General features: G+C 62.3%; 10 protein-coding genes. All 10 read left to right on the forward strand.

The window, feature by feature from the left end:
- The first annotated feature begins 1 nt into the window (after position 1).
- The 10 genes from VM99_00510 (at position 2) to VM99_00555 (ending at position 12,083) form a co-directional block, all read left to right on the forward strand.
- Positions 2 to 1,765: an FAD-binding monooxygenase gene (locus tag VM99_00510; protein ID AKJ96611.1), complete on the forward strand. Its 1,764-nt coding sequence runs from the start codon at positions 2 to 4 to the stop codon at positions 1,763 to 1,765.
- A 121-nt stretch (positions 1,766 to 1,886) separates the two neighbouring features.
- Positions 1,887 to 2,966, forward strand: a complete 1,080-nt coding sequence (locus VM99_00515) for a polyketide synthase (GenBank protein ID AKJ96612.1) — start codon at positions 1,887 to 1,889, stop codon at positions 2,964 to 2,966.
- Between the two features lie 78 nt (positions 2,967 to 3,044).
- A complete protein-coding gene (locus VM99_00520) occupies positions 3,045 to 6,461 on the forward strand; it encodes a polyketide synthase (protein AKJ96613.1) in 3,417 nt (1,138 codons plus the stop codon).
- 56 nt (positions 6,462 to 6,517) lie between these two features.
- Positions 6,518 to 6,991, forward strand: coding sequence for a polyketide cyclase (locus VM99_00525; protein AKK01647.1), 474 nt, complete (start codon positions 6,518 to 6,520; stop codon positions 6,989 to 6,991).
- A 75-nt stretch (positions 6,992 to 7,066) separates the two neighbouring features.
- Positions 7,067 to 7,765, forward strand: coding sequence for a porin (locus VM99_00530; protein ID AKJ96614.1), 699 nt, complete (start codon positions 7,067 to 7,069; stop codon positions 7,763 to 7,765).
- Positions 7,766 to 8,012: 247 nt separating this feature from the next.
- A complete protein-coding gene (locus VM99_00535) occupies positions 8,013 to 8,180 on the forward strand; it encodes a nitrate reductase (protein AKJ96615.1) in 168 nt (55 codons plus the stop codon).
- A gap of 35 nt (positions 8,181 to 8,215) precedes the next feature.
- On the forward strand, positions 8,216 to 8,476 hold the full coding sequence (locus tag VM99_00540; protein AKJ96616.1) for a glutamate synthase: 261 nt from the start codon (positions 8,216 to 8,218) through the stop codon (positions 8,474 to 8,476).
- Positions 8,473 to 10,977, forward strand: coding sequence for a nitrate reductase (locus VM99_00545; GenBank protein AKJ96617.1), 2,505 nt, complete (start codon positions 8,473 to 8,475; stop codon positions 10,975 to 10,977). The genes VM99_00540 and VM99_00545 overlap by 4 nt, the downstream gene beginning before the upstream one ends.
- 11 nt (positions 10,978 to 10,988) lie before the next feature.
- Positions 10,989 to 11,477, forward strand: a complete 489-nt coding sequence (locus VM99_00550) for a cytochrome C (GenBank protein ID AKJ96618.1) — start codon at positions 10,989 to 10,991, stop codon at positions 11,475 to 11,477.
- A 9-nt stretch (positions 11,478 to 11,486) separates the two neighbouring features.
- On the forward strand, positions 11,487 to 12,083 hold the full coding sequence (locus tag VM99_00555) for a cytochrome C (GenBank protein ID AKJ96619.1): 597 nt from the start codon (positions 11,487 to 11,489) through the stop codon (positions 12,081 to 12,083).
- The last annotated feature ends 53 nt before the right edge of the window (positions 12,084 to 12,136 follow it).

Below are 12,136 nucleotides of genomic sequence, written 5' to 3' on the forward strand. Positions count from 1 at the left end.
GATGAACACTCTGAGCACGTTGGCCCCCACGTATTTCAAGCGCCCTGGCAGCGCCCCCACCGTCATGATCGTAGGCGCCGGCCCGATTGGCCTGTCTCTGGCGATCATGCTGAAAAAGTGGGGGGTTGGCTTTCGCATCATCGAAAAGAACGCCGGCCCTTCCACCGCGACCAAGGCCATGGCGATCCATTCGCGCACCCTGGAAATCTTCCGCGACCTGGGCATCGCCGATCAAGCCGTCAGGGATGGGTTCACCATCAACCAGTTTTCGGTGCAGTCGAACGCCAAGCGGGTGTTGAACTACAACTTCTCCTACCTGGATGCGACGTACCCGTTGCTGCTGAGCCTGCCGCAGCCGCAGACCGAGAAACTGCTGCTGGAGCGGCTCAATGAACTGGGCGCGCAGGTCGAGTGGAACACCGAGCTGGTGGACCTGCAAAACCAGCCCGACGCCGTGAACATGACCCTGCGGCACGCCGACGGCCACGAAGAAACGCTGACCACCCGCTGGGTGGCCGCCTGCGACGGCGCACGCAGCAACATCCGCAAACGCCTGGACATGACGTTCGAAGGTTCGTCCTACGACCGCTTCTTCATGCTGGCCGACGCCGACATCGAGTGGTCCGGCAGCAAGGACGAAGGCGCCTTCTTCCTCGGCGCGCAGGACGGCTACGTGGCGGTCGCGCCGATCAGTGCCCAGTCTCGCTATCGCCTGTTCATCGAGATGCCCTACAACCTGCCGCCGGAAGGCGAGCGCCCTTCCCTGAGCCTGGAAAACTTCCAGCGGTTGTGCGAAGGACGCGGGCAGAAGATGACGCTGTCCAACATCTCGTCGACCACTATCGCCTCGTTCCAGCATCGCCGCGTGCAGACCATGCAGCAGGGTTCGGTATTCCTGGTGGGCGACTCCGCGCACATCGGCAGCCCGATCGGCGGGCAATGGATGAACCTGGGGGTTTCCGAGGCCTATAACCTGGCGTGGAAAATGGCCTACGTCGACCAGGGGCTGGCGGAGCCCACCCTGCTCGACAGCTACAACGACGAGCGCTACCCGGTCGCCCTCGAAGTCGAGAACACCGCCCACCGCCTGACCGGCCTGATCACCGTCCGCCAACGCGCGCTGGTCTGGCTGCGGGACAATGTCCTGCCGCTGTTGAGCAACCGCAAGAAGGTCCAGCGCAAGCTGCCGTCGATGATTTCCGGTCACCAATACCACTACGCTAAAAGCGATTACATCCAGGAGTCGCTGACGAAGAAACAGCGCAAGAACTGGTACCGCAAAGGCCAGAAGCCCGAGTTCCAGAGCGCGGCGCCGCGCGCGGGGCAATTGGCGCCGGATGTCGAGCTGTGGCAACTGCAAGGGCTGCCGGCAAAACGCTTGATCGACCTGTTCCACGGCACTTTCACGCTGCTGGTGTTCACCGGGGCCGATCAGTTTTCACCGCTGCTGCCGGGCTATTACACCCTGGCCCAGACCGTGGAAAAAGACTACCCGGGCATCAAGGCCTATTGCGTGATCGACGCCCTCAGCAGCGCCGGATTGCCCGCCTGGCATTCGACGTTGCTCGACCCTGACTGGCGGCTGCACAAGCGCTACCACGCCAGCGAGGGCACGCTGATGCTGATTCGTCCTGATGGCTACATTGCCTTCCAGGGCGCCGACGCCATGACCCTGGTGGCGTATCTGAACCTGAGGTCCGGGTTACTCAAGGGTGCCACAAGAACAACACCGTCCGAGGTTGACGCAGTAGAACTCCAACTTTAAGTCGCCCTGTCGACTACTGCCCGTTTGATGGGTGGATTCACCCAAGGCCCGGCCCTGGGCCATGACTTTTTGATTTTTCTTATTGACAGAAACGTCTACCGACTTCGGTTAGGAGAACCTCATGCGCTTGCAACTTAACGATGTTGTGCAGGAATTCATCGTGTCCAATGGAAAAATAGCCCACAGCTATTTTTCCCTTTCGGAAAAGATCATCGATTCACTGTGCGAATCCAATGTCGCCAAGGAATCGATCCTGATGCGCCTGCTGGAGCAGGCCGAGTCCGTCACCGCGCATTACTTCAGCGCGCACAAGCAAGTCATCGAAGGGGTCTATGCCCAAGGCATCGACGCCCCGGTGAACAAGCCGGTTGCGGTGCTCGAAACGGTCCACGCCACGGCGCCGATCCTGGCCGCGGCACCCGTCGTCGAAGCACCTGCGGCACTCGACTACGCCCAATGGCTGCGCGCCGAGATTGCCTCGGCCACCGGCTTCAAGCAGGAGCAGATCGACTTCGATCAAAGTTTCGAGAGCCTGGGCATCGACTCCCTGGGGCTGGTGGACATCTTCGAATCCCTCGCCCAGCACTTCCCGGAAAAGCAGGCGCAAACCTCGCAGTTGTTCGATGCGCCCACCCCGACGGCCCTGCTGGCTCGCCTTGAAGCCGACCCACAAGCGCCCGCGGTGGATGTGCAAGCCTGGGTACTGGCGCAACTGGCGACCATCACCGGTTTTTCGGCCGAGCAGATCGACCTGAACCAAAGCTACGAAGGCCTGGGCCTCGACTCGCTGGTGCAACTGGACTTCCTCGAATCCGTGGTCGCCACGTGGCCACAGCTCAAGGCCAACAGCTCCGAGTTGGCCAACGCCAAGTACCCGCAGGCGACCATCGCCCTGATCGATGCCGCCCTTGCCGGCCCAGGGCCCGAGGCCTGTGAACCCGCCCCGGCGGCGGTCACGGCCGAGACGCCGGCGCCGGCCCACAACCTGCTGCTCGACACACTGTCGCCGCTGGTCGCGGACACGGCGCAGTCGATCGATGTCCAGACACCGTTCGCCCAATTGGGCCTCAATGGCTTCAGCCGCGAAACGCTCTGCCAATCCATGGCCCAACACTGCTCGGCCAGTGAGTTTGCCGGCGAAGCGCTGATGTCCCGTCGCACGCCCCAGGACGCCCTGTCACTGCTGGCAAGGCTGGGCTGAAACACGCTGCGCAATACAGGAATGGAATCCGGGTGATCGAGCCGATCACCCAGCATTTTGGCGATCAGGAGACAAGGTATGAGTGGCGCAGTGACCACAGCAGGCGATTTCTGCTTCAGTGCGATGGCCGGTGAATTTCCTGGGGCGTCGTCCATCGACGCGCTCTGGCACCTGCTGTCCCAGGGGCAGATAGCGCCCATCGAATCGATGCCGGCCCGTTGGGAACTGGACAAGGCGTCGATCTATTCGGCAAAACCGGGGGAACGCAATCGCGTCTACCTGGACAGCGCCTTTTGCCTGACCGATGCCCCCGAAACCCCTTCGCGACATGAAGGGCGACAAGTCGCTATCGGCCAGAAAGTCCTCCAGACACTGCTCGGCCAACTCGCCGCTCAAGGTTCGGCCCTGACCTGCGAGCGCACGGCCCTGGTGGTGGCGACGTCTTGGAGCGACGAGAGCTTCTTCGTCAGCGGCATAGCCGCCAAAGCCGCTGCAGAGCAAGGCTATACGCCGGGCGAACAGGTGGCGGAACTCGCCGCGGCGGTTGGCCTGGGCGGCCCGGCGCTGTCAGTCGACACCGCTTGCAGTTCGTTTCCCTACGCCATCGACATGGCCCAGGCGCTGGTCAACAGTGGACAGGCCGACAACGCCATCGTCATGGCACTCAACACGGTATTGCCGCCGGCATTGTTCCTCGGCTTCTCTCAACTGACGGCCTTCTCTGCCCGCGCCCAAATGGAAGCCTTCGGCCAGGATGCCGACGGCATCGTGCCGGGCGAGTGCGCGGTAGCCTTTCTGGTCGAGCCCGTCGCCCAGGCCTTGCTTGCCCAGCGCCAACCGTTGGGGGTCCTGCGGGCCCTGGGATTGTCCGCCGACGGCGCCGAAGGCTCAGTGTTCGCGCCCGGAAAACAGGCGCAGTTCACCGCTTACCAGCGCGCCTACGCGGACCTCGACCCGAGCGACGTCGACTACATCGAAACCCACGGCACCGGCACCCCGCTGGGTGATGCCACCGAGCTGGCTTCGCTGAACAGTTTCTTCGCAGGCCACCGCCCCGACGACCGGAAAATCACCATCGGCTCGATCAAGTCGGTCATTGGCCACCCGCTGGCGGCCGCCGGGGGTCCTTCGCTGGCCAAGGCCTTGATGATCCTGCGCCACAAAGGCATTCCTCCCCAACCTGGCTACCGCCCCAGTGCCAAGGTCGACGAGACGTGCCTGCGGCTTGCCACCGGGCAGGTGCAGCCGCTGGCGGAGCGCTCCTCGGCGATCCGCGTCGGCATTTCCAGCTTCGGCTTTGGCGGGGCCAACGCTCACCTGGTGGTGGATGAGTACGTGCCCGGCCACGCGCTCGCCGCCCCTCGGGTTGCTCCCGGCGTGCTGATGCTGGACCTTGCGATTGTCGAAGCCGAAGCCGCGCTGGGCAGCCACAGTTCCTTGCACGCCTTCCAGCAACAGTTCGACCAGCCGGCGGCCCCTTCGGTGGTGTTCCCCTACGGGCGTTTCGTGGATTACACCGTGACGCCCGAGCAACCGTTGCTGCAGGGAAAATTCCTTGCCCAAGACCAGCTCATCGACATCGACGGTTTCGGCATGGGCCCCAAGCCATTGGCCCATGTCGATCCGTTCAAGTTGTTGATCACCGACCGCGTCAATCACCTGCTGCGCCGCCTGCCGGGTGTCGCCGGCTCGCCCGACACGGCGATGGTCATGTGCTGCAACATGGGCGGCGAGCGTTTCAGCAACGCGTACAGCAGCGCCCATCATTTCTACGGCCATGCCGAAGGGACGCCACCGGGTGTTGAGGTCACGGACGTGGCAACCATGCTGCCGAACATGCTGTCCGGGTACCCGGCGCAGATCTTTGACTTCAGGGGTTTCCATCAGACCCTGGTGGGCACCACGGGCCTGTTCTGGCAAACCCTGCTGGCTTCCCCGCAATGGTTCAACGACGGCATCACCACGCTGCTGCTCGGGGCCGGACGCTTTATCAGCGGCGAGATCGAGGTTGAACGGGCCCAGCGCTCCCCGGTCTTGCAAGGTGAAGGGCTGGGTGTATTTGCCCTGCGCCGTCATCAGGCAGACGCCCGCGAAAAACCCTTGCTGGTGATTCGCGCGGCCGTGCTGGCCCACGCTGCCCGTTCGCTGGACGAAGCCTGCCGCCTGGCCGGCAAGCCGCGCGATCAATACCCCCATGTCGAGGTCTGCGAGCTGCAACCTGATCCAGCGCCTGCACAGGATTCGCTGCGGGACATGACCGGTTTCCTGGCTGAAGCCACGGGTATCGAAACCCTGTTGGCGGTGATGTTGCGCAAGGCGAGCCACACCGTGATCGAGGTGCGCGACGCCGGCAAGACAGTGATGTGGTTGTTCACCGAAAAACTTCGCGAATGGCACCAGGGCGCAGACGCCACGACCGCCCCCATCAAATTGCCGTTCATGCTGCGGTTCGCCCATTCAGCGTCCCACGAACTGCAGCAACTCATCCCACCCGTGCGGCCGGTCAACCTGGTGCGCGAGCCGCAGCACGACGGTGTCGATGTGTTGCAGCTCAGCGACATGCTCACCAGCACGCTGCTGACCGGGCTACGGGTCCGGGTCCGCGCCATGGAAGGCCTCTTCGCCCTGCACCGGGGGGCTGACGCCCAGCGTCCGGCGCTGCGGCCGCGTCGCGAGGAAAATATCGTGATCGCCGACGTCCGGCGAGGTCCGCATGCCTTGCAGGCGCAGCTGGTGGTCAACGAGGCCCACCCTTACTTCTTCGATCACCCGCTGGACCACGTCCCCGGCATCCTGTTGATCGAAGGCGTGCTGCAATTGCTCGAACTCGCCACGCCGCCGGGTGGCCGCGCCGCCTACATCAAACGCCTGAGCATCAAGTTCCAGCAGTACGTGCAAAAAGAAACGCCGATTCAATTGCACCTGGAACAGGGCCAGGATGCGCAGGCGTTCACCGCCAAAGTCATGCAGGGCGGCCAGTTGATGTGCACCTGCGTGCTCGAAATGGCCCACAGCTCGGCGTTCGAGACCTCGCCGGCCGTGGCGTTCACCGCCGCGCCCTGCCGCGACAAGGCGCTGCTGCACAAGGCTCGCGCAGAAAACGTCATCGTCAGTGAGATGAGCGGGATCGCCCAGGGCTTGAGCGTGGACACGGTGGAACTACCGGACCGGCACTTCTTCCATGAGGGCGATCCGCACCACCATTCGATGGTGTATTTCCTCGAAGTGGCCCGCCAGTGCTACATGCAGATTGCCCACAGTCACCTGCATATCCCGCTCAAGACCCCCATGAACCTGCTGGCCTTGAGCTTCACCCTGGAGCGGCCCATTGCGCGCAACAGTCCGCTGTCGCTGGCGCCACAACCCGGGTTCGATGCGCAGTTGCGGTCGTTCAAGACCAACCGCATCTACATCGACCTGTTCAACCGTGGCGAAAAAATCGGTCAGGCCAGCATCACCGCCCAGGTGCTGAGCCAGTCCGCGCCCGCCGCCTGAGAATGTTGAATGACCGCTTCCCTGAACCTCATCGAGCCCCCAACCAAGGTGACGCCGTGAACGATGTAAACGTGCAAATCGTAGTCAAATCGCCGCCTTCCGAGATCTGGAAGATCTGGAGCGATTTCTCCCAAGCGCCGCTGTGGGACACCGACGTTCGCCACTGCGAACTCGAGGGTCCATTCCAGGCCGGGACGCACGGCAAATGTGTTCTCAAGAACGGGTTGAACATGCCCCTGAAACTGGAGGCCGTGAGCCTGCACGAGAGCTACCGCAACACCGCGAAGCTGCTGTGGATCGACCTTGAGTTCGATCATCGGATGCGCAGGCTTTCATCCGAAGAGACCCATGTCATCCATAGCGCGAGGATCTCCGGTCCATTGAGCTTTCTCTACCGGGGGCTGCTGCGCAAAGCACTGACGGCGGCGATGACCAAGGCGCTGGACAACCTCTGCTCCCTGGCTGAGCAGCGGACGAACACCTCCCGAAGCCCGGCCGAGAAAACCGCAGCGCACCTGCACCTTGTATGAGTACGCCGGGGGCCGTGCGCCGGTCCCCGGACACGCTTCGTTGATTTTTCAACCACAGAACACTTCGGATCGAGCATGAACCTAAAGCAAACCACTCACTCTTTCGTCATGGGCATCATCGGCCTGGGCCTGATCGCCCCCGCGTCCAGTTTCGCTGACACGCTTGGCCCTTATGTCAGTGCCATGGGTGGCCTGAACTGGGTCGCCGACCAGGACCTCAACCAGAACGACCTCGATTTCGTCGAGATGCAATACAACCAACCGCTGCATTCCGGCTACGCCACCGGGTTGGCGCTGGGCTGGGGCTTGCCGATCGGGCTGCGACCCGAACTGGAACTGAGCTACCGCAAGAACACCCTGACCCAGTTCAATCACCGGGTCTATGAAGGCGGCGGCAGCATCGACGGCGAAGGGAAAGAGGAAGCCAGCAGCCTGATGGCCAACCTCTGGTACGACGTCTCGAACCTGCCAGCGCCGTTGAACCGGGTCACGCCTTACGTCGGCGGCGGCCTGGGCTATGCGGTGTTGACCATCAGCGGCCTGGAAGCCGGTGGCGTCCAGTTCGGCAACAGCCACCGCGACACGGTCCCGGCCTACCAGCTCGGTGCCGGGGTCGGTTTCGAACTCGCCGAGCACTGGTCCATGTCCCTGGACTACCGCTACTTCAAGACGCGTGAAGCCCATTTCGGCGACATCCAGAACCTGCCCCAGGGTGATGTGAAAACCGAGTACAAGGCCCAGTCCCTGATGCTCGGCCTGCGTTACTGGTTGTAAGCCGACACCGAACACCAAAGTCCCCTTGGTGGGCGTGAGCCTGCTCGCGAAGGCGTTGGTTCAGCTGGCTGGTTTGCTGGCTGATCGACCGCTTTCGCGAGCAGGTTTACTCCCACAGTTTTTTGGGCCAGGTATCGAAATTGCGGCCGGCTCCACAGCCTCTTGACCGCTGGTCGGATAATACCGACCCAATAAACCACACAAACATCATGGGCTAGTATCAATCCAGGTCGGCTGGAGATTGCCCATGTCATTGGCTGAAGATCGCAAACCCGAACGCCGCAAGGAAACTCGGCTGTTCCTGTTCCTTGTTGTCTGTCTCTTTCCGTTGTTATCGGTCGCCATCGTCGGCGGCTACGGGTTTCTCGTCTGGTTTTTCCAGATGCTCTACGGCCCGCCCGGTCCGCCTAACTGACGGATGACTTTTGCTCAACGCGCTGGAGCCCGTTCATGGACGAAGCCCTGCACATTGCCAGTCTTGTCGTACTCGCCCGGCCCTCGTTGTTCGAAGCGGTCAAGGCAAACCTGTGCTTGCTCGAAGGCCTGGAAATTCATCAGCAAAGTGCTGCCGGAAAACTGGTGGTAGTGCTGGAGGCCGTGGATGAAGACCAGATTCTGCAGCGCATTCAACAGATCAACTGCCTGCCAGGCGTTCTCAATGCCGCGCTGATCTATCACGAGCTCCTCGAACCCGAAGGTGACCCCGAATGAGCCTCACCCGCCGAGCGTTCGTCAAGTCCCAGGCCGCCGCCATTGCCGCCGCCGCTGCCGGTCTTCCGATCATGACGTCGGCCAGCAACCTGGTGACCGAAGCCGACATGGTCACCCTGGACTGGAACAAGGCGCCCTGCCGGTTCTGCGGCACCGGTTGCAGCGTCATGGTCGCGACCCGGGACAACCGGGTGGTCGCCACCCACGGCGACATCAAGGCCGAGGTCAATCGCGGGCTGAACTGTGTGAAGGGCTATTTCCTGTCGAAAATCATGTATGGCTCCGACCGCCTGACCCAGCCGCTGCTGCGCATGAAGAACGGCCAGTACGACAAACAAGGCGAATTCCAACCGATCAGTTGGGAGAAGGCCTTCGACATCATGGCGTTGAAATTCAAGCAGGCCCTGAAAGACAAAGGTCCCGGCTCGGTCGGCATGTTCGGTTCCGGGCAATGGACGGTATGGGAGGGCTACGCCGCCAACAAGCTGATGAAGGCAGGCTTGCGCTCCAACAACATCGACCCCAACGCTCGTCACTGCATGGCCTCGGCGGTGATGGGCTTCATGCGTACGTTTGGCGCGGACGAGCCGATGGGGTGCTACGACGACATCGAAGCCACCGACGCCTTCGTGCTCTGGGGCTCGAACATGGCCGAGATGCACCCGATACTCTGGAGTCGGGTCACCGACCGGCGCCTCAGCCAGCCGACCGTGAAAGTCGCGGTGCTGTCCACCTTCGAGCACCGCAGCTTCGAACTCGCCGATATTCCCATGGTGTTCAAGCCGCAAACCGACCTGATGATCCTCAACTACATCGCCAACCACATCATCGAAAGCGGCGCCGTCAATCAGGACTTCATCAGCAAACACACCCGTTTCGCCAAGGGCGCGGATGACATCGGCTACGGCCTGCGGCCCGACGATCCAAGGGAGCAGAAAGCCGCCAACGCCACCAAGGCCAACACCTGGACGGACATCTCCTTCGAGCAGTACGCCGCCTTCGTCAAGCCCTACACGCTGGAGCGCACCGCCAGGGAAACCGGGGTTCCCGCCGAGCGCCTGAAAAGCCTTGCCGAGCTGTATGCCGACCCCAAGCGCAAGGTCGTATCGTTCTGGACCATGGGCTTCAACCAGCACACGCGCGGGGTGTGGGCCAACAACCTGATCTACAACATCCATTTGCTCACCGGCAAGATCAGCGAACCGGGCAACAGTCCCTTCTCGCTGACGGGCCAGCCATCGGCCTGCGGTACGGCACGGGAGGTGGGTACATTCTCCCATCGCTTGCCTGCCGACCTGGTGGTGACCAACCCCAAGCACCGCGCCACCGCCGAAAGAATCTGGAAGCTGCCCGCCGGCACCCTCCAGGAAAAGCCCGGTTTCCACGCGGTGGAACAAAGCCGCATGCTCAAGGACAGTGTGCTCAATGTCTGCTGGACCCAGGCCAGCAACAACATGCAGGCCGGGCCGAACATCATGCAGGAAGTGCTGCCGGGATGGCGCAACCCGGACAATTTCATGATCGTTTCCGACGTCTACCCGACCGTTTCCGCCCAGGCCGCCGACCTGATCCTGCCCAGCGCCATGTGGGTGGAAAAGGAAGGTGCCTTCGGCAACGCCGAACGGCGCACCCAGTTCTGGCACCAGTTGGTAAGCGCGCCGGGCGATGCCCGCTCGGACCTGTGGCAACTGATGGAATTTTCCAAGCGCTTCACCACCGATGAAACCTGGCCCGCCGAACTACTGGCCCAGGCCCCCGAACTCAAGGGCAAGACCCTCTTCGAAGTGCTGTTCAGGAATGGCCAGGTCGACCAGTTTCCCGTCGAACAGATGGAGGCCGGCTACAAGAACGATGAAGCCAAGGCCTTTGGTTTCTACCCGCAGAAAGGGCTGTTCGAGGAGTACGCCCAGTTCGGTCGCGGCCACGGGCATGACCTGGCGACCTTCGACCGCTACCACAGCGAACGTGGGCTGCGCTGGCCGGTGGTCGAGGGCAAGGAAACCCGCTGGCGCTACCGCGAAGGGCTCGACCCTTATGTGGAGAAAGGCAGTGGGGTGCAGTTCTACGGCTACCCGGACAAGAAAGCGATCATCTTCGCCCTGCCCTACGAGCCGCCCGCCGAAGCCCCGGACGCCGACTACCCGTTCTGGCTGTCCACCGGCCGCGTCCTTGAACATTGGCACACCGGCAGCATGACCCAGCGTGTCGAAGAGCTGCACAAGGCCGTGCCGGATGCATTGGTCTACATGCACCCCGACGACGCCAAGGCCCTGAAGGCGCGTCGCGGCAGCGAAGTGAAGCTGGTCAGCCGTCGCGGCGAGATCCGCGCCCGCATCGAAACCCGCGGTCGCAACAAACCGCCCCAGGGGTTGGTCTTCGTGCCGTTTTTCGATGCCAACAAGCTGATCAACAAAGTCACGCTCGATGCCACCGACCCGATCTCCAAGCAGACCGACTATAAAAAATGCGCGATACGCATCGAGTTGATCAGCGTGGCCTGAGGAGAACCGTCATGCTTTTTCGCACCCTGCCGTTGCTCCTGCTCGCGATCATGGGGATCGCGATCGCCGCCGACGTCGATTACCCCTTGGACGCACCCGCGATGGACGGCCGCCGTCCCGGTGGCACCCTCTCCCAAAGCCTGCCGGCGCCTCCCATCGCCGAGGAAGAAAACAAAGACCTCAAGCGCGAACGCAATTACCCCGACCAACCGCCGACCATCCCCCACACCATTCGCGGTTACCAGATCGACAAGAACGGCAACAAATGCCTGACCTGCCACAGCCGCGCCAACAGCGCACGGACCCAGGCAACCATGATCAGCATCACCCACTACATGGACCGCGACGGCCAGGCCCTGGCGGCCGTTTCACCGCGCCGGTACTTCTGCAACCAGTGCCACGTGCCGCAGACCGATGCCAAGCCGCTGGTGGGCAACACGTTCGAGACCATCGACAAGATCCTGCAAGACGACGCCAACGCGGCCACCCGCAAGCCCTGAGGAGGCAACATGAAAGCACTGTTCGCCCTGCTCAAGGATTACTGGGGTGTCCTGCGTCGCCCCAGCCTGTACTACAGCCTGGGTTTCCTGACGCTGGGAGGGTTTGTCGCCGGGATCATCTTCTGGGGCGGTTTCAACACCGCGCTGGAGGCCACCAACACCGAGACGTTCTGCGTCTCCTGCCATGAAATGCGCGACAACGTCTTCGTCGAACTCAAGGACACGATCCACTACACCAATCGCTCAGGCGTACGCGCCAGTTGCCCGGATTGCCACGTTCCCCACGAATGGACGCACAAGATCGCACGCAAGATGCAGGCGTCCAAAGAGGTCTGGGGCAAGCTCTTCGGCACCATCGACACCCGCGACAAATTCCTCGCCATGCGCCGCGAGCTGGCCGAACACGAATGGGACAGGCTCAAGGCCAACGATTCACGTGAGTGCCGCAACTGCCACAACTTCGAATTCATGGATTTCACCCGCCAGGGCAAGCGAGCCGCCGCCATGCACTCGACGTCACTGGCCAATGGCGAAGCCACCTGCATCGACTGCCACAAAGGCATCGCCCACAAACTGCCGGACATGAGCGGCGTGAAAGGCTGGTAGCGGCCCTCAAAGGTCTACAACCGACCACCCAGTACCCTAGATCAAGGAATTCT

Source organism: Pseudomonas chlororaphis (genome assembly GCA_001023535.1).
GTDB lineage: Bacteria > Pseudomonadota > Gammaproteobacteria > Pseudomonadales > Pseudomonadaceae > Aquipseudomonas > Aquipseudomonas chlororaphis_E.